At 57.7% G+C, this 20,279-nt stretch carries 23 protein-coding genes; 5 read left to right on the top strand and 18 right to left on the bottom strand.

Annotated features, from left to right (window positions below; translation table 11 throughout):
- Nucleotides 1–2: 2 nt before the first annotated feature.
- Genes INF73_RS20655 through INF73_RS20615 form a run of 9 tightly spaced genes read right to left on the bottom strand, consistent with a single transcriptional unit; the run spans nucleotide 3 to nucleotide 6,647 of the window.
- On the bottom strand, nucleotides 3–1,139 hold the full coding sequence (locus INF73_RS20655; protein ID WP_193541706.1) for a lactonase family protein: 1,137 nt from the start codon (nucleotides 1,137–1,139) through the stop codon (nucleotides 3–5).
- 25 nt (nucleotides 1,140–1,164) lie between these two features.
- Complete coding sequence (locus tag INF73_RS20650) at nucleotides 1,165–1,905, bottom strand: KDGP aldolase family protein (RefSeq protein ID WP_059357784.1); 741 nt, start codon at nucleotides 1,903–1,905, stop codon at nucleotides 1,165–1,167.
- On the bottom strand, nucleotides 1,902–3,020 hold the full coding sequence (locus tag INF73_RS20645; protein WP_028015299.1) for a DgaE family pyridoxal phosphate-dependent ammonia lyase: 1,119 nt from the start codon (nucleotides 3,018–3,020) through the stop codon (nucleotides 1,902–1,904). Before INF73_RS20645 ends, INF73_RS20650 begins: the two co-directional genes overlap by 4 nt.
- Complete coding sequence (locus tag INF73_RS20640; protein ID WP_028015298.1) at nucleotides 3,004–4,137, bottom strand: amidohydrolase/deacetylase family metallohydrolase; 1,134 nt, start codon at nucleotides 4,135–4,137, stop codon at nucleotides 3,004–3,006. Before INF73_RS20640 ends, INF73_RS20645 begins: the two co-directional genes overlap by 17 nt.
- Before the next feature lie 42 nt (nucleotides 4,138–4,179).
- Nucleotides 4,180–4,821 carry a DUF4310 family protein gene (locus tag INF73_RS20635; RefSeq protein ID WP_003856081.1) on the bottom strand — a complete coding sequence of 214 codons (642 nt, stop codon included), beginning with the start codon at nucleotides 4,819–4,821 and terminating at the stop codon, nucleotides 4,180–4,182.
- A gap of 13 nt (nucleotides 4,822–4,834) precedes the next feature.
- On the bottom strand, nucleotides 4,835–5,611 hold the full coding sequence (locus INF73_RS20630) for a DUF4311 domain-containing protein (protein ID WP_023310182.1): 777 nt from the start codon (nucleotides 5,609–5,611) through the stop codon (nucleotides 4,835–4,837).
- A 22-nt stretch (nucleotides 5,612–5,633) separates the two neighbouring features.
- Complete coding sequence (locus INF73_RS20625; protein ID WP_008501409.1) at nucleotides 5,634–5,933, bottom strand: DUF4312 family protein; 300 nt, start codon at nucleotides 5,931–5,933, stop codon at nucleotides 5,634–5,636.
- A 2-nt stretch (nucleotides 5,934–5,935) separates the two neighbouring features.
- Nucleotides 5,936–6,298 (bottom strand): SFCGS family glycine-rich protein, encoded by a 363-nt coding sequence (locus tag INF73_RS20620; protein ID WP_023293430.1) that lies wholly within the window; start codon nucleotides 6,296–6,298, stop codon nucleotides 5,936–5,938.
- 10 nt (nucleotides 6,299–6,308) lie between these two features.
- On the bottom strand, nucleotides 6,309–6,647 hold the full coding sequence (locus INF73_RS20615; protein ID WP_026080657.1) for a PRD domain-containing protein: 339 nt from the start codon (nucleotides 6,645–6,647) through the stop codon (nucleotides 6,309–6,311).
- Between the two features lie 416 nt (nucleotides 6,648–7,063).
- Between INF73_RS20615 and INF73_RS20610 the strand changes: the two genes are divergently transcribed.
- A complete protein-coding gene (locus INF73_RS20610; RefSeq protein WP_041911460.1) occupies nucleotides 7,064–7,219 on the top strand; it encodes a Hok/Gef family protein in 156 nt (51 codons plus the stop codon).
- A 70-nt stretch (nucleotides 7,220–7,289) separates the two neighbouring features.
- Here the strand turns inward: INF73_RS20610 and cybC are convergent, their stop codons facing one another.
- On the bottom strand, nucleotides 7,290–7,676 hold the full coding sequence (cybC, locus tag INF73_RS20605) for a cytochrome b562 (RefSeq protein ID WP_028015297.1): 387 nt from the start codon (nucleotides 7,674–7,676) through the stop codon (nucleotides 7,290–7,292).
- 40 nt (nucleotides 7,677–7,716) lie between these two features.
- Nucleotides 7,717–9,069 (bottom strand): metalloprotease PmbA, encoded by a 1,353-nt coding sequence (gene pmbA, locus INF73_RS20600; protein WP_032644960.1) that lies wholly within the window; start codon nucleotides 9,067–9,069, stop codon nucleotides 7,717–7,719.
- A 95-nt stretch (nucleotides 9,070–9,164) separates the two neighbouring features.
- Here pmbA and yjgA point away from each other — a divergent pair, with 95 nt between their 5' ends.
- A complete protein-coding gene (yjgA, locus tag INF73_RS20595) occupies nucleotides 9,165–9,716 on the top strand; it encodes a ribosome biogenesis factor YjgA (RefSeq protein WP_028015295.1) in 552 nt (183 codons plus the stop codon).
- 73 nt (nucleotides 9,717–9,789) lie between these two features.
- On the opposite strand, the gene mpl is transcribed toward yjgA, so the two are convergent.
- Nucleotides 9,790–11,163, bottom strand: a complete 1,374-nt coding sequence (mpl, locus tag INF73_RS20590; protein ID WP_193541708.1) for a UDP-N-acetylmuramate:L-alanyl-gamma-D-glutamyl-meso-diaminopimelate ligase — start codon at nucleotides 11,161–11,163, stop codon at nucleotides 9,790–9,792.
- A gap of 197 nt (nucleotides 11,164–11,360) precedes the next feature.
- On the opposite strand from mpl, the gene fbp reads away from it, so the two are divergent.
- Both fbp and INF73_RS20580 read left to right on the top strand, forming a co-directional pair.
- Nucleotides 11,361–12,359, top strand: coding sequence for a class 1 fructose-bisphosphatase (gene fbp / locus INF73_RS20585; RefSeq protein ID WP_028015293.1), 999 nt, complete (start codon nucleotides 11,361–11,363; stop codon nucleotides 12,357–12,359).
- A gap of 148 nt (nucleotides 12,360–12,507) precedes the next feature.
- Entirely contained in the window at nucleotides 12,508–12,864 is a 357-nt protein-coding gene (locus INF73_RS20580; RefSeq protein WP_048958953.1) for a LysR family transcriptional regulator, read from the top strand.
- Here INF73_RS20580 and INF73_RS20575 read toward each other — a convergent pair.
- The 5 genes from INF73_RS20575 to ytfQ all read right to left on the bottom strand — a co-directional run bounded on the left by INF73_RS20575 (nucleotide 12,836) and on the right by ytfQ (nucleotide 19,040).
- Entirely contained in the window at nucleotides 12,836–14,407 is a 1,572-nt protein-coding gene (locus INF73_RS20575; protein ID WP_045631253.1) for a methyl-accepting chemotaxis protein, read from the bottom strand. The two genes, INF73_RS20580 and INF73_RS20575, sit on opposite strands and share 29 nt — an antisense overlap.
- A gap of 84 nt (nucleotides 14,408–14,491) precedes the next feature.
- The gene (yjfF, locus tag INF73_RS20570; protein WP_008501419.1) at nucleotides 14,492–15,493 is read right to left on the bottom strand and encodes a galactofuranose ABC transporter, permease protein YjfF; all 1,002 of its coding nucleotides are present in this window, start codon (nucleotides 15,491–15,493) and stop codon (nucleotides 14,492–14,494) included.
- Nucleotides 15,480–16,505 carry a galactofuranose ABC transporter, ATP-binding protein YtfT gene (gene ytfT / locus INF73_RS20565; protein WP_193541710.1) on the bottom strand — a complete coding sequence of 342 codons (1,026 nt, stop codon included), beginning with the start codon at nucleotides 16,503–16,505 and terminating at the stop codon, nucleotides 15,480–15,482. The genes yjfF and ytfT overlap by 14 nt, the downstream gene beginning before the upstream one ends.
- A 10-nt stretch (nucleotides 16,506–16,515) precedes the next feature.
- The gene (gene ytfR, locus INF73_RS20560) at nucleotides 16,516–18,018 is read right to left on the bottom strand and encodes a galactofuranose ABC transporter, ATP-binding protein YtfR (RefSeq protein ID WP_041911465.1); all 1,503 of its coding nucleotides are present in this window, start codon (nucleotides 18,016–18,018) and stop codon (nucleotides 16,516–16,518) included.
- A 65-nt stretch (nucleotides 18,019–18,083) separates the two neighbouring features.
- Complete coding sequence (ytfQ, locus tag INF73_RS20555) at nucleotides 18,084–19,040, bottom strand: galactofuranose ABC transporter substrate-binding protein YtfQ (protein ID WP_021240696.1); 957 nt, start codon at nucleotides 19,038–19,040, stop codon at nucleotides 18,084–18,086.
- 309 nt (nucleotides 19,041–19,349) lie between these two features.
- Between ytfQ and ppa the strand changes: the two genes are divergently transcribed.
- Nucleotides 19,350–19,880: an inorganic diphosphatase gene (gene ppa, locus INF73_RS20550; RefSeq protein ID WP_041911466.1), complete on the top strand. Its 531-nt coding sequence runs from the start codon at nucleotides 19,350–19,352 to the stop codon at nucleotides 19,878–19,880.
- A gap of 54 nt (nucleotides 19,881–19,934) precedes the next feature.
- On the opposite strand, the gene INF73_RS20545 is transcribed toward ppa, so the two are convergent.
- Nucleotides 19,935–20,279, bottom strand: a complete 345-nt coding sequence (locus INF73_RS20545) for a gamma-glutamylcyclotransferase (protein ID WP_008501424.1) — start codon at nucleotides 20,277–20,279, stop codon at nucleotides 19,935–19,937.

Raw genomic sequence — 20,279 nt, 5'->3', positions numbered from 1 at the left:
GCTCAGGGTGAAATGACCATCTGGGATGGGCTGCCGACCGGGGTATAGTCTGGCTCGAAACTCAGCTTGCCGTCCTGCGCCACGCGGAAACGGGTAATGTTGTCGCTGCGCTGGTTCATGACGTACAGCCAGCGTCCCTGCTGATCGAGCGTCAGGGTGCGCGGGTAGTCGCCGCGCGTCCAGACATCCTCCTGATGCGTCAGCGTGCCCTCCGCTGTTACGGTAAAGTGCCCGATGCTGTTATGCAAACGGTTCGCCACATACAGCTGTTTACCATCGGCACTTAGCGCCAGCCCGGCAGCAAAACTGGTGCCTTTATAGCCGTCCGGCAGGGCAGAGACCGTTTTGCCCTCTTTCAGTCTGCCGCTGGTGTCCAGCGCATAATGGGTGAGCGTCGACGCCTCTTCGTTAATCAGCCACAGGGCATCGCCTTTCGGCGTAAAAACAAAATGACGCGGGCCGGCGCCTTTTGAGGAGGCGCTAATAAACGGCGGATCGTTCGGCGTAAGCTTTCCTGTTCGATCGTCAAAGCGGTACTGATAGATACGATCCAGCCCAAGATCGGTGGAAAAAACGTACTTCCCGCTCGGATCGGCGGCGATCATGTGCGCATGCGGGCCGTTGTGATCGCTGATGGCAAAGCTACCTTCGACAGCCGCTTCCGGCTTCGCCGCGCCCGGTTCGCCCTGGTCCTGATGTCTGTCCGTCGCGTCACCCAGGCTGCCGTCCGCGTTGACGGGCAAAACGGCAATCGATCCGCTGACGTAGTTCGCCACCAGCAGATGCTTGCCGTTTGGCGTTAGCGAAAGATACACCGGCCCGGCGCCACCGGAGGCCACCTGATTCAGCTCGCTCAGCTCACCGTTATCGCCGACGCGCAGCGCCTGCACCACGCCCTGCTCCACTTCGCTTGCCAGATACAGCGTTTTACCGTCTTGCGAAAGGGTCAACTGCGCCGCATTCGGCAGTTTGCTCACCAGCGTTTTATCGTCCAGCGCGCCGGTTTGCGGGTCGACGGTAAAACGGTACAGCCCTTCACCATTCGGATTATAGGTGCCCACCCAGGCGTATTGCGTCTGGGCGATGGCGGCGGTGGCGAGCATTGAGAGTGAAGCGACAAGCAGGTTACGGGTGTGCATGGTGGCTCCTTTATATGTGTGAGTTCTACTTCACCAGCTTCTTCGTCATCGCCAGCAGCGTACGCACATCTTCGGGACGCGTATCGCCGCTGGCTTTGTCGATAATTGAACTGTAGATATGCGGGATGATTTTGCTCACGCCCGCGTCGAGGGCGATCTGCAGGATCGCCTCATAGTTTTCCAGATCGATACCCCCCGTCGGCTCCAGCCAGAAGTCGTGACGGGCGCAGGCTTCCGCCACCGCCTGGTATTCGTCACGGCACTTGAGGCCGCCCATCGGGAAGTACTTGATCGAACTGCCGCCGAAGTCTTTCAGCAGGGCAATCGCCGTTTCAACCGGCACGATGCCATCCGGCGCTTTGCTGCTCAGCGGGCCGGTGGAGATTTTCACCATGCCGAGGGTACCGGTCGGAGAGACCAGGCCATTGACCACCGATTCATTCTGCCCCAGCAGCGCGCGGCTCGCGGCCACGCCGGTGAAGACCTGATTAACGTGCTGCGGCTGCACCTGGCGGGAGATCTCGCTCACCATCGCCGACTGGTTCGGATCGCCCGCGCCGAGGCCCACGGAGAGCGCGTTATCAATCAGCGCCGCGTACTCGCGCATATCCGCGACCGCGCTCGCCACGTCCGGGTAGTTTTTGGAGAGCACGCCCACCAGCACGTGACCTTCCGCCGCCTCATAAATGGCGCTGGCGTTGGCCTTTGAGCCAGCCAGCACGTTCAGGCAGACGCGGTCACGGTAAAAATTGGGGGTCAGTTTCATGCGTTTTTCTCCTGTCCTAATACTTCGCTAATGCGGCGGTAGACGATGTTCAGCTGGTCAGCACTTACGCTGCGCACGTCCGCTTCGATAATCCCTTCGTTGGCCTTGTAGCCACGGAAATAGATGGCGTACTCGCCCTGCTTGAGCGCGTTCACCAGATCACCCGTGCCGACGCCTGTGGTAGCTTCGTCGAACTTAATTTCGGTGCGGGCGATATCGCGACCCGCGCTGTCCCAGACCACGCGGGCGGTGACGCCGTTCAGGGTGTTGAGCGCGTCGATAAACGGCGTCATTTTCGCCACCATCTCGGCACCGCTTTCCTTGGTGGCCGTCAGGTAGTGTTCAATGGCGCAGGTCAGGCCGAGGATCCCCTCTTTACCCACCTTCATGGCGCGGCCAATGCCCGCCGTCTGGCGCTTCACCCACTCGACGTACTGGGTTTTGCCGATCACCAGGCCGCTGGTTGGCCCCTCGATCGCCTTCGCGCCGCTGTAAATCACCAGATCCGCGCCGGAGCGGTAGTACACGTGCAGATCTTCTTCCGCAGCGGCATCGACGATCAGCGGCAGGGAGTGTTTACGTGCGACGACTGCCGCCTGCTCGACGCTGAGCATGCTTTTCTGCACGCAGTGGTGCGATTTGATGTAGAGGATCGCCGCCGTGCGCGGGGTGATGGCCGCCGCCAGCTGGTCGGCGGAACATTCGTTGGCGTAACCCGCTTCCACCAGCTTGCCGCCGCCCAGCGCCACCATGGTGCCGACCGGCGCGCCAAAGTTAACGTTGTGGCCTTTCGGCAGGACGATTTCATTGTTCTCGATTGGGGTGACGTGCAGGTTTTCCAGCAGCCAGTCGCTGTCTTTCACCAGCACCGCCGCCACGGACTGGGCGATGCCCGCCGACGCGCAGGAGACCACCGTCGCGCCTTCCACATCCAGCAGCTTCGCGATGTATTCCCCGGTTTTATTGACCAGATCCTTCATCTCGAAGTAATGATTCATGCCGTCCATCGCCGCCTGCACTACTTCCGGGCGCGGCGTGGAGACGCCCAGCGCCGTCATGCGGCCAGAGGTGTTGATAACCTGCTTTAAATTATACTTCTCATAAATCGAAGGCATGTTCCGTGCTCCCTTGTTCGGTCATGTAGCCCTTGCCCGCGCGGATCGCGGCAAGCGGCACCAGAATGTGTTCAGCCTGCAGGCTGTCGTTTTCAGCGTCCGTCAGCACCGTTGGCTGGCGTTTAATCGTGAACAGCGTCAGGTCGGCATCGAGACCCGGCTGGATGCGGCCCTTGCGCGTCAGGCGCAGGCCGTCGGCGGCGTTCGAGGTCACGCAGTCAATCACTTGCGGCAATGACATGCCGATGGCGAGAAACTTCGACATCACGCTTGCCAGCGAGCCAACCGGGCCGTTGATGCGGTTGCGGCAGTAGATATCCGAGCTGATGGTGTGCGGCAGAATGCCCATCGCGATGGCGCGTTTCGCCACCTCAAAGCTGAAGCTCGCCGTACCGTGGCCGACGTCCAGACGCACGCCGCGCTTAAGGGCGGAGGTGATGGAGGCGCGCAGCTCGCCGGACGGCGTCAGAATGCGGTTAGGCTTGCCGTTATAGCAGTGGGTAATGATGTCGCCGGAGCTTAACAGCTCGGCGATTTCATCGAGGTTCGGCGGGTTATTGCCGATGTGCACCATCAGCGGCAAGTCGCCATTCTCTTTCTGGATGGCTTTGGCGCGCTCCAGCGGCGTAATGCCGTTTTCACCGACCACGCTGCTGCTCATGCGCGCCTTCAGGCCGACGATAAAATCAGGGTGGCGCTTCACCGCCTGCTTCACCGCATCGGCGTCAATGTTTGCCATGTTGGCCAGTTCGTTCTGGGCAATCAGCCCCACGCGGGAGATATTCAACAGGGCAAAGACGTCGGTGGAGGCTTTACGGGTGATTTCATAAAAATCGTCCACGTCGTCGGCCCCGGTACTGCCCGCGTCCACCACGGTAGTAACGCCGGTGGCAATGCCCACGCTGTCCGGCTCGTCGTGGTAAATCGGTGAGTTCGGGTAGCAGTGAACGTGGGAGTCAATCCAGCCCGCGCTAACGTACACGTCACCGTTAAGCTCAACCGTTTTACGGGCGGGAGCGTCAATTTCGCCCGTCGCTGCGATCTTCCCGTCCTGAATGGCGATATCGGTCAGGGTATCGTCGGCGAGGCGCGCACGGCGCAGGAGTAAATCAAACATGAGGATCTCCTGATAGGGCGGGCGCCGGAGCGCCCGCGGGTATTAAAGGGCGACCGGGAACAGCCAGCCCAAAATCATTGCGCCGAGGATGGCGCCACCGGTAATCGGCTTCTGCCAGATGTAGAACAGCAGCGCGCCTACCAGCGAACCGACGCCGATTGGAATGGAGGCGGTCATCGCGCTGAGGATAATCAGCGGCCCGAGGAAGCGCCCGGAGGCGTTACCCGCGCCCATCATCACGTCTGCGCCGTAGGTGGAGTTGCTCTGGTTGATGGTGAACTTACGCGCCAGGATGATGACGTAGCCAATCGCCAGACCAATCACCAGGCCGGTAATCAGCGAGGCAATGAAGTTGGTCACCGGGAACATGATCCCCGCGCCCAGCAGCAGCGCCGGTACGCCGAGGCCCACGCCGGTCTGGATCGCCCCACCGATGTCGAGAATACCCACCAGCGACCCTTCAATAATGCGGGCGAACAGGAAGCTCGCGCCGAACGCCGCCACCGCGCCGTAGACGCCGGTATCGATTCCCGCTTTCAGCATCGCCACGAAGGCCACTTCGTTAAACGCGCCGATGCCGTAGAGGTAGTACATGTGCGTCCCGGCGAAGACGCCGGAGGAGAGCAGGCCAACGAAGATCGGGAACGACCAGTCGGCATACCAAAAACCTTTATTCTGTTCCATTTAGAGGCTCCTGTTATTTACCGCTGAGCGAGTTGTGGATCATGTCGAGCCAGTTCGGCACGGTCAGATGGAAGGATTCGATCATCTTCATGTCGAAGCCGCGGAAGAAGCCGCTCAACACGAACAGCAGCACGATCGCCGCCATCATCACTTTGGTGACGTGGTTCCAGCCGCTCTCCTCAACGCCTTTACCGATCAGGATGCCGAGAACCAGACCCGGTACGGCGTTCCCCATGATCAGCTGCGCCGCGCCGCCGAAGATGGTGGCCCAGAAGCCCGATTTTTTACCCGCGTCGATGGCCGCCAGCCAGAAGATCACCGGCATCACGGTGTTAACCAGCAGGTTCGCGGCAGGCACCAGCACCTTCACGGCGGTGACCTGCAGCGCTGCCGGCACGGAGGAGGCGGTCAGGTTCAGGAAGGTGACGACGAGCATGCCAATCACGCCGCAGGCAATCGCCATTTTGCGGGGATCGTGCAGCGTTTCGCCGACGTTACGGTTTTTGATCATCAGTGCAGCAGCACCCCAGTTCGGGATGATGCGGTGGTCAACGTCCTGTGTGAAGGCACCTGCAGCCACGGAAGAGGCCCAGGCGTTAAAGAAGAAACCTAACCCAAAGGAGAAGTGGGACGCCGGATCCCCTTCACAGGAGTTCAGTTCCCCCAACGTACGAAACGCGCCCATACCCTGAGTGGTAGGCGCATGAAACATGCGTGCAGCCCCGGCTCCGACACCGACGCCAACCAGGCCGCCAATGATGAGCGATTTTATTAATATAATTAAGAACATCAGTCTGCCCTTTTATGAATAATCAGCGTTGCGTGACGAAATCCACCCGGTCAAGATTGATGGCGGTCACGTTGACGGTCACATCCAGCTCCACGCTGTAGGTGCGTCTTTCCCGGCGCAAAAAGAAGAACAGAAACGCTTCTTTACGCACCGCTTCTTGCGCCTGAACTACCTGCACATCCTGTGGCTCAATACGCAGTAAGATATGCGGTGAGGCTTTCATCACCGCGGCCTGAACGTGGTTGAGGGCATCGGCAAAGGCGCGCGCTTTGGCGTCGCCCTTTCCCTTCACTCTCACCGTGGTTGTGAACTGTTCTTTCATGCTTATGCGCCGTATTTCTTCTGCCACGCCTGCACCAGACGCTCGCCCAGCTCTTCTTTATCCATAAAGCCAAAGCCCAGCACGTTGCAGCCTTCGTTGATGGCGGTCACGCCCTCTTCCACGGAACGCATGCCGTATTTGGCCTTGTAGCCATATTTGGTTTGGGCGGTGATGGCACCCGCGCCGCCGCTGCCGCAGAAGGAGATGCCGAAGGTGGCGTTTTCCGCTTTCATTACGTCGCCGAGCTTCATGTCCGCCGCCATGCCCGGCACAACCACTGCGCGTCCACCTGCTTTTTCCACACCCGCAGCCACTTTCTGACCTTTACCCAGGCGATCGCCAATCACGACTGTAATCTGTTCCATGTGTTGCTCCTTAAAGGTTGTCTTTCGCGACTTCAAAGTGAACGGAGAGCAGCCAGGCCTCTTCATCAGGAAGGTTGCCAAACTGCGCCACCACTTCACGGGCAAGCTGCATTGAATCTGGTGAAATTTCGTCGAACAGCTCTGCTTCAACCTCCGGCAGCGGCTCGCCGGTCACGGACCGGTGCGCCATTGCGCGAACGTGGGAGGTGAGCATCTGCTCCTGTACCGCATTGGGGATGATGTTGTGCCGGGCCAGCAGGGCATAAACCTGCTGCAGCATGGTGTTCGCGAGCTGTTCTGTTTGTACCGCCTGTTCCCCAACGTCGTTCATTACCGCTCCGTTAATCACTCGTCTTACCCCGTTAATGGCTCTGGAATAAAACTAACGCTGGGCGTGAAGGGTTTGTAGCGAGTTGTTTTCCACTTCGAAGTGGAAAGGCGAGCCGCAGCAGTGATCTGTGCCACATAAATATGGTGAATCTGGATTAACGGCCGCATTTACGTGATGAATATCACGCTATTAAGCGGCACTAAACAGGTAAGCGGAGTGGAAAAGTTTACGAGCAGGCTCGTAGAAATGTGACGTGGATAAGGTTTTCTTATGGGGATTCGCTAGAGTGGCTGCGGGTGCTTGAGACTGACCGTCTCAGGCATGGGACGGAAAGTGGAAAGCCCCGCCTGATAGAAAATCAGGGCGGGGGCTCGAAACGACACGTCGGACCGTGGAGTTCGCTACCTCGCCCGCTTTAAAGCAAGGAGGCATCCATGAAACGCCAATCCCCAATTATCCGGGTTTCGATGATTGTTGCTTTGACAATAATCATCTTAACGCTGGTGACGAGGAAAACACTGTGCGAGATCCGTTTTCGAAACGGCTCGCTTGAAGTGACAGCGCGGATGGATTGTCGCTCCGGCCAGTAGGGAGCAAGGATGCGGGGGCGCTTAGTGCGCCTCCGCATACGGAGGAAGGACGTACAGCTCAGGCACCCAATTAACGGTATTTCTTGTGATACGTGTTGCGCGTCGCCACAAACTGGTCGGCCGCCGCCTGGGCTTCCTTCACTTTACCTTCGTTAGCCAGCTTCAGCGCGCCGTCGATCTGACCGACCAGCACGTCAAAGCCGTGGCGATAGTCTTTCATCTCTGCGCTGTCTGCCGCTTTGCTTTCCAGCTTTGGCGGCGTCGCTTTTTGCGCGTCCAGCGCCGCTTCACGCATTTTGGTCAGTGCGCCTTTCATTTCCGCCGCATTGTCCGTTTTCTGCACTACCTTCAGGTTTTGACTGAGGATGTCCATGTTGTCTTCGAGATCGGCAGCAAACGCAGAAGAGCCAAGAACCAGCGTTGAAGCCGCGACGATCGCTAACAGGTGTTTACGCATTGCTCACTTCCTTTTTTATTATTAAAACGCTTTTCGGGTATTACTGGCCGGCGATTTTCATTTCCGGCAGTAATACAGAACCACACTGTATATTGCTACGTGTTTCAATATCGTTACCGACCGTAACGATATTGCGCCACATGTCCTTCAGGTTACCGGCGATAGTAATTTCGCTCACCGGATACTGAATTTCGCCGTTTTCGACCCAGAAGCCTGCCGCACCGCGAGAATAGTCGCCTGTGATGCCGCTTACGCCCTGGCCCATCAGCTCGGTGACCACCAGACCGGTGCCCATCTCTTTCAGCATCTGCTCGAAGTTCAGGCCCTGACCGGCAATGCGCCAGTTGTGGATCCCGCCCGCATGTCCGGTGCTTTTCAGCCCCAGCTTGCGCGCGGAGTAGTTGGTCAGCAGCCACTGGGTCAGAATGCCGTCTTTAACGATATCGCGGCGTTCAGTGCGCACGCCTTCGCTGTCGAATGGCGTGGAGGCCAGCCCTTTTAGAAGGTGCGGATGCTCTTCGATGGTCAGCCATTCCGGCAGGATCTGCTTGCCCAGCGAGTCGAGCAGGAAGGTCGATTTACGGTACACCGAGCCGCCCGCGATAGCGCCCACCAGATGGCCAAACAGGCCGGTCGCCACTTCATTGGCAAAAATGACCGGGGCCTTCATGGTGGAGAGCTTACGCGGAGACAGGCGAGACAGCGTGCGTTCGGCACACTCTTTGCCCACCCACTCAGGAGACTGCAAATCCCCCAGCGCGCGGCCAATGGTGTAGGCGTAGTCACGCTCCATGTCGCCGTTCTCTTCGGCGATCACGCAGCTTGAAAGCGAGTGACGGGTGGAGCAGTAGCCCTGCAGCATGCCGTGGCTGTTGCCGAAGACTTTGATGCCGTAGTGGCTGTTGAAGCTGCCGCCTTCGGTATTCGTGATGCGCTTATCAGCCTGCAAAGACGCCTGCTCGGCGCGCGCGGCCAGCTCAATCGCTTCATCCGGCGTGACTTCAGCCGGATGGAACAGATCGAGATCCGGCGCGTCAAACGCCAGCAGATCTTTATCCGCCACGCCTGCGTAAGGATCCGGAGAGGTGTAACGGGCGATATCCAGCGCCGCCTGCACCGTGCGGGCGATGGCATCCGGGCTGAGATCGGTGGACGATGCGCTGCCTTTGCGGTTCTGGTGATACACCGTGATCCCAAGCGCACCATCGCTGTTAAATTCTACATTCTCCACTTCGCCATAGCGGGTGCTCACGCTAATGCCGGTGGTTTTGCTGACCGCCACTTCGGCGCCATCTGATTTACCTGAAGCGAGCGTCAGCGCGGTGGAGACGGCTTCTTCCAGAATCTTACGCTGCGCTTCAACTTGTGAGGTTACTTTCATCGCAAATGCCATACTGTAAGAGAGAGTTAAGTGAAGTCTAACAGAGAACCGTTTTTCAGTGCGCGTCTTAACTGGTAACATTAGCCTCTTTTTTTAAGGAGCCTGACATGACTAAGCAGCCCGAAGACTGGCTCGACGACGTTCCCGGTGATGACATCGAAGACGAAGATGATGAGATCATCTGGGTCAGTAAAAGTGAAATTAAACGTGACGCCGAAGAGTTAAAACAGCTTGGCGCAGAAATGGTAGAACTGGGTAAAAACGCGCTGGATAAGATCCCGCTCGACCAGGATCTGCGTGATGCCATTGAACTGGCACAGAAAATCAAGAAAGAAGGCCGTCGTCGCCAGCTTCAGCTTATCGGTAAAATGCTGCGTCAGCGCGACGTGGATCCGATCCGTCAGGCGCTGGACAAGCTGAAAAACCGCCACAACCAGCAGGTTGCGCTGTTCCATAAGCTGGAGCAGATCCGCGATCGTCTGATTGAACAGGGTGATGATGCGGTACCGGAAGTGCTGAACCTGTGGCCGGATGCCGACCGCCAGCAGCTGCGTTCTTTGATCCGCAACGCGAAGAAAGAGAAAGAGGGGAATAAGCCGCCGAAATCCGCGCGTCTGATTTTCCAGTATCTGCGCGAGCTGTCTGAAAACGCAGAGTAAGCCCCTCACCCCAAAGGGGAGAGGGAGAAGAGATAATGTAGGCCCGGTAAGCGCTAGCGCCACCGGGCTTTTTTTACTCTGCGGCCGCGGCTTTCTTCGCCAGACCGTCCAGCAGCTTCTGATGGATCCCACCGAACCCACCGTTGCTCATCACCAGAATGTGGTCGCCAGGCTGTGCGGCTTTCACCACCATATCCGCTAAGACATCCACGTCCGCGCTCCAGTGCGCAGGCTGAATGCAGGCGTCGGCCACTTCAGCCACCTGCCACGGAATATGCTGCGGCTGCAGCAGGAAGACTTCGTCGGCACGTCCCAGGGACGGCGCGAGGTCGTCTTTGCAGATGCCCATTTTCATGGTGTTCGAGCGCGGTTCCAGCACCGCCAGAATGCGCGCGGTGCCGCCAACCTTGCCACGCAGGGCGGCAAGCGTCGCCAGAATGGCCGTTGGGTGGTGCGCGAAATCGTCATACACCGTCACGCCGTTCGCTTCGCCGCGCAGCTCCAGGCGGCGGCGGGCGTTGATAAACGTCCCCAGCGCATTGGCCGCATCCGCAGGCAGCACGCCCACGTGGCGCGCCGCGGCGATCGCCATCAGGCCGTTGTGCATGTTGTGCTCGCCCACCAGGCCCCACTTCACCTCGCCCACTTTCTCACCGTCGAGCAGTACTTCCCACTCGGAGGCATCCGCGTTGAGTTTTTTCGCCTGCCAGTGGCCCTGCTCGCCCACCAGTTCCTGCTCGCTCCAGCAGCCCATCGCCAGGGTCTGCTTCAGGTTGATGTCGTTCTCCGGCAGGATAATGCGGCCCTGGCCCGGAACAATGCGCACCAGGTGGTGGAACTGTTTCTGAATGGCTTTCAGGTCGTCAAAGATATCCGCGTGGTCAAACTCAAGGTTGTTGAGGATCAGCGTGCGCGGGCAGTAGTGCACGAATTTGGAACGCTTGTCGAAGAATGCGCAGTCGTATTCATCCGCTTCAATCACAAAGAACGGGCTGTCGCCGAGACGCGCAGAGACGTCGAAATTACCCGGCACGCCGCCGATCACGAAGCCCGGCTTGTAGCCGCAGGCTTCGAGGATCCAGGTCGCCATGCCGGCGGTGGTGGTTTTGCCGTGGGTACCAGCTACGGCAACCACCCAGCGGTCGCGCAGCACGAAATCGTGCAGCCACTGCGGGCCGGACATGAACGGAATATTGCGTTCCAGCACCGCTTCAACGCACGCGTTACCGCGGGTCATGGCGTTGCCAATGATGACCAGATCCGGCTCGGGATCCAGCTGGCTGGCATCGTAGCCCTGAATTAAAGAGATGCCCTGTTTTTCCAGAAGCGTGCTCATCGGCGGATACACATTGGCGTCCGAACCTGTCACTTCATGGCCCAGCGAGCGCGCCAGCATTGCCAGTCCGCCCATGAAAGTGCCACAAATCCCCAATATATGAATGCGCATACGTCACTATCCTTCTTTAATGTGGCGCACATTTTACTCACATGTTAGCGGCTGTGAAACGCATTTCAGGTAAATCCGTATGTTGCTGGCGCGATTCACCTCTGCGCTACTATTTGAATATTTGTTAAGATTGTTGGGCTTTAGTCGTTTTAGTGAACATACAATCGCTCTACTCACAAAGATGCAGGGAAAGTGTTATGAAAACGTTAGGTGAATTTATTGTCGAAAAGCAGCACGAGTTCTCTCATGCTACGGGTGAACTCACTGCTTTGCTGTCGGCAATAAAGCTGGGCGCTAAGATCATCCACCGTGATATCAACAAGGCCGGTCTGGTCGATATCCTGGGTGCCAGCGGTGCCGAGAACGTTCAGGGCGAGGTTCAGCAGAAACTCGATCTGTTCGCAAATGAAAAACTGAAAGCTGCACTGCGCGCGCGCGACATCGTTGCGGGTATCGCCTCCGAAGAAGAAGATGAAATTGTTGTTTTCGAAGGGTGTGAACACGCGAAATACGTCGTACTGATGGATCCGCTCGACGGCTCATCCAACATCGACGTTAACGTTTCTGTCGGTACCATTTTCTCCATCTACCGCCGCGTCACGCCTGTTGGTACGCCGGTAACCGAAGAAGATTTCCTGCAGCCGGGCAGTAACCAGGTTGCGGCCGGTTACGTCGTTTATGGCTCGTCCACCATGCTGGTCTACACCACCGGATGCGGGGTTCACGCCTTTACCTACGATCCGTCGCTGGGCGTCTTCTGCCTGTGCCAGGAACGTATGCGCTTTCCGGAGAAAGGCAGCACTTACTCCATCAACGAAGGCAACTACATCAAGTTCCCGAACGGCGTGAAGAAGTACATCAAATTCTGCCAGGAAGAAGATAAAGCGACCCAGCGCCCTTACACGTCCCGCTACATTGGCTCTCTGGTCGCGGATTTCCACCGTAACCTGCTGAAGGGCGGTATCTACCTCTACCCAAGCACCGCCAGCCACCCGGACGGGAAGCTGCGCCTGCTGTACGAATGCAACCCGATGGCGTTCCTGGCCGAACAGGCGGGCGGCAAGGCGAGCGACGGTAAACAGCGTATTCTGGACATCGTGCCGGAAAGCCTTCACCAGCGTCGTTCGTTCTTCGTTGGCAACAACCATATGGTTGAAGACGTTGAACGTTTTATCCGTGAGTACCCGGACGCGTAATATCTCTCCCGGGGAGCCAGTCTGGCTCCCCAACACATTTATATATTTTACCGTATAAGTGTTTATAAAAATCACGCTTTAATCTTCACCCCTGCTCCTGCATTATTTCCATAACAGTTTGACATTTATTTCCTGGAGCAGAATTGCAATGAAAAATTATTCCCGGGCTAATACCGGCATTGATTTAAATCTTATCCCTGTATTTATTGAAGTTGTCCGCTGCGGCAGTATGGCAAAAGCCTCTTTGCGCCTGGAGATGTCCCGCCCTGCGGTGAGCCTGGCGTTGAAGCGTTTTAATCAACTTTTTGATGAGCCGTTATTTTTTCGCAAAGGTTTATATCTCGAGCCGACTGAAAAAGCGTTAGCGTTAACCAGCTCGCTGGAATTATTAATGGGTGATATTCACGATAATATTGCGGCGGTAAATTCCGCGAGAAATAAAGCCCCGGCACAGAACGCACCGGGGCTGGGTAATATTATGCCGCAGTCTGAGCCGTCACTTTGAATGATGACATGGCTTCCATCAGCTGACGCGACTGCTCCTCAAGGGAGCGGGTCGCGGCGGAGGATTGCTGCACCAGCGCCGCATTCTGCTGCGCGGTTTCATCCATCTGGTTCACCGCAATATTCACCTGCTCGATGCCGCGGCTCTGCTCCTGAGACGCGGTGGCAATTTCGCGCATCAGTTTGGTCATGCGCAGCACTTCGGTGGCAATCTCATCCATCGTTTCACCCGCCTGCTGGGCCAGCTCGCTGCCCTCGTTAACGTGGGCCTGCGAATCGCCGATCAGAGAGCGGATCTCTTTCGCCGCGTCGGCGCTGCGGCTGGCAAGGTTGCGGACTTCACCCGCGACCACGGCAAACCCGCGCCCCTGCTCGCCCGCGCGCGCCGCTTCCACGGAGGCGTTAAGCGCCAGAATGTTGGTCTGGAAGGCAATACCGTCAATCACGCTCAGGATGTCGGCGATGCGCGCCGAACTGCCGGAGATATCGCGCATTTTTTCAATCACGTAGCAGACCATTTCGCTGCCGTGATCGGCGGTGTCGGAAACAGACTTCGCCAGCTGGTGCGCCTGCTCGGCGTTGTCGGCGTTAAGCTTCACCGTGGCGGTGATCTGCTCCATGCTGGCGGCGGTCTGCTCCAGCGACGTGGCGGTGGATTCGGTGCGCTCGGCAAGATCCCGGTTCCCCGCCGTCAGCTCGCGGCTGCCGGTATCAATTTGCGAGCTGGCATCGCGAACCCGCAGAACCGAGCTCATCAGCGACTGACGCATCTCCTCTATCGCCGCGTTGAGGCGGTTAAACTCCTGGCTCGCCGGGGCATTCAGCGTGTGGGTTAAATCGCCCGCCGCCACGTTCTCCAGCTGCGCAATGGAGGCCGAGAGCGGCTTGAGCAGCATATGGCGCAGCGCCAGCCAGGCGAGCGCGATAATGCCCGCCGTCAGCAGCGCGGCGACAATAATCAGGATCAGCACGCGGGTTTTACTCGCCTGCACGGCGCTCACTTCCGCCTGACCTCGCGCTTCGCTCCATTTCTGAAACGCCTGCATGTCGTTATCGAACTGCTTCGCCACCGGAATCAGCGTGTTCTCCAGCAGATCGTAATAGCTGTCTGCGCTCTGGTCATTCAGGGTTTTCAGCATCGGGCCGATCCCCTGCTGGTTATACGTCGCCAGGCTGGCCGCGACTTTGTCGAGGAGCTGCTGCCCCTGTTCGTCAGCCACGCCGCCGTCAATCACGCCTTTTAACGTTTTCCGGGCCAGGGCGACTTCCTGATTGATGTTTTTTACCGCTTTGGCCGCATCGTCCAGCATGCCGATTTCCATCATGCGGACGGCCTGACCCGCCTCATTGCGCGCGCGCAGGATCAGCGTATAGCCGGTATTCAGCTGCACCATCTGCTCACCCTGAAGGTGATTAATGCGCTGCAGTGAGGAAGAACTCTGTGTGAGGGCATAAATGCCGATGCCGCTGACAATCAGCAGCAGAAGGGTCATAACGGCCAGTAAAGAGAGCAAGCCGGTACGAATCGATAGCGTTTTAAGCATGATATTATTTCCGGTAGCGAGATATTTCTGGGCATAAAAAAAGAGTATCGGCCGCTACCGGAAAATGTTTAGACTTTCAGCATGTTATCGCTCTGTTACCGATGTGTTCACGCGGGTAACAGGCGAGCTTTGACGGTTCTCCCAGAGCACCGTCAGGCCGCGCTGCAGGGCAATAAAAATAAACAGCAGAATGCCGATGGCGATCTTCGTCCACCACGAGCTGAGCGTGCCGTCAAAGTTGATATAGGTCTGGATCAGCCCCTGAATCGCCACGCCGAACAGCGTCCCCAGCACCGTACCCACGCCGCCGCTGAGCAGCGTGCCGCCGATGACCACAGAAGCAATCGCATCCAGCTCCACGCCAACGCCTGCAAGGGCATAGCCCGCCTGGGTATACACCGAGAAGACAATACCCGCCAGCGTTGCCAGGCCGGTCGAGAGCATATAGATGCGGATGGTGGTGCTGCGGGTCGAGATCCCCATCAGGTTGGCCGACGTGGCGTTGCCGCCAATAGCGTAAACCTGATTGCCAAACCGGGTACGGTGGGCGAGGAAGATGCCAATGACGACCACGCCCAGCATCAGCAGCCCCATCGCGCTCAGACGACCGCCGCCGGGGATTTTCCACGCCAGGCTGGAGAGCGTGTCGTACACCGGATGGTTAATGGGAATCGACTCTTCCGACACCAGGTAGCTCACCCCGCGCAGGAAGAACATCCCCGCGAGGGTAATGATAAATGCCGGAATTTTTAACGCGTCGATCAGCAGCCCCATAAAGGCGCCAAACGCGCAGCCCATCACCAGCACCAGCGGGAACGCCAGCAGCGGTGAGATGCCCCAGAAGCCGATCGCTTTCGCGAGGAACACGCCCGTAAACGCGATCACCGAGCCGACGGAGAGGTCGATCCCGCCGGAGAGGATCACAAAGGTCATGCCGACGGCGATGATGCCTAAAAAGGCGTTATCGGTCAGGATATTGCAGATCACGCGCGTCGAGGCAAACCCCGGGAACTGGGTCAGGCAGTAGAGATAGCCCAGCACAAACACGCCCAGCGTGATCATTAACGGCAAATTACGTTTTATCATGGCCACGGATCCCCTTAATGATGCTGACAAAGCGCGGCGACTGGACGATCAGCACGCAGAGCACGACCACCGCTTTCACCACCTGGTTGAGTTCCGGCTGGAATCCCGAAAGCAGGATCCCGGTGTTCATGCCCTGAATGATCAGCGCGCCGATCGCCGAGAGCAGCAGGTTAAAGCGCCCGCCCATCAGCGACCCGCCGCCGATCACCACCGCCAGGATCGCATCCAGCTCCAGCCAGAGCCCGGCGTTGTTGGCATCGGCTCCGCGAATATCGGCGGCGACGATGACACCGGCAATGGCGGCGCAGACGCCGCTCAGCACGTAGGTCAGCATCACCATCAGGCGGGTGTTGACCCCGGCGTTGCGCGCGGCGCGAATGTTGATCCCCACCGCCTCAATAAACATGCCGAGCGCCGTTTTGCGGGTGAAGAGCCAAAAGACAATAAGCGTGACCAGGGCAATAATCACTGGCGTCGGGAAGAACAGAAGGTTACCGCTGCCAAGCCATGCCAGGCTCGGAGAGTTGAAGGTAACAATCTGTCCCGAGGTGATCAGCTGTGCGACCCCGCGCCCGGCCACCATCAGGATCAGCGTAGCGACAAAGGGCTGAATTTTCAGCACCGCCACCAGAATGCCGTTCCATAGTCCGGCCAGCACGCCGGTGCCTAAGGCCGCCAGCAGTACCACCGGCAGGCTGTGACCGGCCACGGTCATTGAGGCTGCCGTGGCCCCGGCGATAGCCATCACCGCGCCGACGGAGAGATCTATTCCGCCGGTGGCGATCACCAGCGTCATCCCAATCGCCAGCAGCGCCACGGGCGCGGCGCGGTTTAAAATATCGATCGGGCTGCCAAACAGGCGGCCATCCTGAACAATAATCTGGAAGAAATGCGGTGCGACAAGGCTATCTACCAGCAGCACCACCAGCAGCGCTGCAATTTGCGGCGTGCCGGTTGGCCAGCTAAAGCGGCGCTTTGACTCACCGGTTTGCGAAAGCGAACGAGACATCACGATTCACTCCTTACGCCGCGATGGCATTCATGATTGCCGGAACGGACAGTTTATCCAGCGGGATCTCTGCCACCTGTTTGCGATCGCGCATGATGATGACGCGATCGGCATAGCCCACCAGCTCCTCCAGCTCGGATGAGATAACCAGCAGGGCCAGCCCGTCCGCACAGAGCGTTTCGATAAGCCGGATAATTTCGGCGTGCGCGCCCACGTCGATACCGCGCGTCGGCTCGTCAAGGATCAGGAACTGCGGTTTGGTCAGCAGCCAGCGAGAGAGCAGCACCTTCTGCTGGTTACCGCCGGAGAGAAATTCAATCGGCTGTTCCGCGCTCGGGGTGCGGATGCCGAGCTGGCGGATAAAGCGCTCGGCGATAGCGTTTTGCTCTTTACGAGGGATCGGGCGTAGCCAGCCGCGCTGGGCCTGCAGGGCCAGGATGATATTTTCCCGCACCGAGGCGGCGGCAATGATGCCGTCCGTTTTCCGGTCTTCCGGGCAGAAGCCAACGCCCAGACAGGAGGCCTGATGCGGCGATCGCAGGGTTTGCGGTTTGCCCTTGATCAGCGCGGTGCCGCTGTCGGCAGGCTTGATTCCGAAGATCACCTCGGCGGTTTCGGTTCGGCCCGAGCCCAGCAGGCCCGCCAGCCCGACAATTTCGCCGGGACGCACCTCAAGGTTAAACGGCGATATCACGCCTTTCTTGCCGTAATCGCTGAACGCGGCAACCGGTTTTTCGCTCAGCAGCGTGCGGCCCGCGCGCTGGAGCGCGTTGGTTTCCAGCTCGCGGCCCAGCATCATTTTCACCAGCTCGATCTGCGGCAGCTCGCGGGTTTCGCGGCAGCCGACAAAGCTGCCGTTGCGCAGCACCGTAATGCGGTCGCTCACCTCATACACCTGATCGAGGAAGTGCGTGACGAAGATCAGGCTCACGCCCTGATCGCGCAGCTGGCGCATCAGGGTGAAGAGCATCTCAACTTCCTGGGTATCGAGGCTGGCGGTGGGTTCATCGAGGATCAGCACCTTCGCAGAGAGATCGATCGCGCGACAGATGGCGACGATCTGCTGCATCGCCACGGAAAAGCGGTTCAGCGGCTCGCGAACGTCGAGGGAGAAGCCGTAGGACTCCATCAGCTTCGTGGCGCGCGCCTCCATCTCTTTTCGGCGCAGCAGGCCAAAGCGGCGTGGCTCGCGGCCAATAAACAGGTTGTCCGCCACCGACATATTCGGCAGCAGGTTCACTTCCTGGTAAACCGTCCCGATCCCCAGCTGTTGGGCGTGGGCGGTATTTTTTGGCGAAATGGCGTTGCCTTCCAGCCAGATGGTGCCGCGATCGGCGTGATAAACGCCGGTCAGCGATTTAATCAGTGTCGATTTTCCCGCGCCGTTCTCGCCCAGCAGCGCCATGATCTCACCGCGCCGCAGGCTGAAATCAACGCTATCCAGCGCCTTTACGCCGGGGAAGAATTTACTCAAGCCCTCTGTGCGGAGGATTTCCTGGTGTTGTTCAGTTTTCATATTCACGTCCCCGGCACGTTCCCGTAGGCCGGGTAAGCGCAGCGCCACCCGGCAATTTCACTGGATCAGTAGCCCATATTCTTCTTCTTCTCTAACTCTTCTTTCGCTGTATCAGGCAGGTAGAGCGTGGACTTGGTGACGGTCACCTTCTCAGGCATCGTGCCGTCTTTCTTGAATTTCTCCAGCGCGTCGAATGCCGGGCCCGCCATGTTCGGCGTCAGCTCGACGCTGGCATTGGCTTCACCGTCGATCATCGCTTTGTAGATGTCCGGCACGCCGTCGATAGAGCCGGTGAGGATATCTTTGCCCGGCTTCAGGCCCGCTTCTTTAATCGCCTGAATCGCCCCGATCGCCATGTCATCGTTGTGGGCGTAAACCATGCAGATATTCTTGCCGTTGTTTTCAGCCTTGATAAAGCTCTCCATAACCTCTTTACCCTTACTGCGGGTAAAGTCGCCGGACTGGGAGCGGATAATCTTGATGTTTGGCGCTTTGGCAATAGCCTCAGCAAACCCTTTCTTACGGTCGATGGCCACGCTCGCGCCGACGGTGCCCTGCAGTTCAACGACGTTACACGGCTTGCCGTCGACCTGTTTAATCAGCCAGTCGCCAATTAACTGCCCTTCAAGCACGTTATTCGCGGTGACGGTGGTCATATAGAGAGATTTGTCTTTAACATCGATGGAACGGTCGAGCAGGAAGACCGGAATTTCAGCGTCTTTCGCTTCCTTCAGAACCGGTTCCCAACCAGTCGCCACCACTGGCGCAATAAAGATGGCATCCACGCCCTGGGCGATAAACGAGCGCACGGCTTTGATCTGGTTTTCCTGCTTTTGCTGACCATCGGCGATTTTCAGGGTGATGCCGCGTTTCTGAGCCTCGCTTTTCGCAACGTTGGTTTCCGCCGCACGCCAGCCGGATTCAGAGCCAACTTGCGAAAAACCTACGGTTAAGGGAGCGGCCATCGCCATAGACGACATGGCTGCCGAAACTGCTGTGACAAGAAGTAAGCGCTTCCACATATGAGCGTCCTCGTAGGGGTGTTTATTGTTGGTTAAAAGATGTTCTGCGAAATGACTATAGCCAATGAAATATGTAACGAATTGCGTTACATCACACTTCAGGAAAGTGAATAAAATGTTAATCACAAGTTTGTAATCGCTTTCATTTCACCATTAAAAATGCGGCTGTGTTTATGGATTTTCCTGTCATGGAAACGGTCTGAAAAGTGGGTCTTGCGGGGAGAGAAAGCGAAAAGAGGCGGAGACATTCAGCGTGAGTTGGCTATAATACCTGCCACTTGTTTACCATCCATTTTAAAGGACACCGACATGAGCTTACTCAACGTCCCAGCGGGTAAAGAACTGCCAGAAGACATCTACGTTGTTATTGAAATCCCGGCCAACGCAGATCCAATCAAATACGAAATCGACAAAGACACCGGTGCGCTGTTCGTTGACCGTTTCATGTCTACCGCCATGTTCTATCCGTGCAACTACGGCTACATCAACCACACCCTGTCTCTGGACGGTGACCCGGTTGACGTGCTGGTTCCAACGCCATACCCACTGCAGCCAGGCTCCGTCATTCGCTGCCGTCCTGTTGGCGTGCTGAAGATGACTGACGAAGCGGGTGAAGATGCGAAGCTGGTTGCGGTACCGCACACCAAGCTGAGCAAAGAGTACGATCACATTAAAGATGTGAATGACCTGCCAGAGCTGCTGAAAGCGCAGATCGCCCACTTCTTCGAGCACTACAAAGACCTCGAAAAAGGCAAATGGGTTAAGGTTGACGGCTGGGACAACGCAGAAGCAGCGAAAGCGGAAATCATCGCCTCTTTCGAACGCGCTGCTAAGAAGTAATTCTTACTGCCAGACACAAAAAACAACGCCACCTCACGGTGGCGTTGTCGTTTTTCAGTACTGGTCTCTGTCTAACCAGTTACCGCTTACAATCCGCGTTAACCCGTCGACCGGACGCTGGTAGACATACATCCACGCGCTTCCGTACGGTGTCTGGATCAACTGGCGAGCGTATTCACCGCCCCTGGTGCGCAAGGCATCAAGTTCGGCAAGTGTAGCATTATCAATACGATAAACTTCACCCTGTACTGTTCCTTCGCCGGGAACCGCGCCTGGATAGTGGCCCAGGCTGTACAACTGGTAGTTCTCGATATTGTAATTCCCCAGTAGCTGGGCATTGGTCATCCAGTGACTGTTGCCTTGCCTGGTTCGTAAACTGCCGTAGACAAATATTCGCAT

Source organism: Enterobacter cloacae complex sp. P6RS (assembly GCF_014982245.1).
GTDB lineage: Bacteria > Pseudomonadota > Gammaproteobacteria > Enterobacterales > Enterobacteriaceae > Enterobacter > Enterobacter bugandensis.
This window is presented reverse-complemented; position numbering and strand designations above follow the sequence as displayed.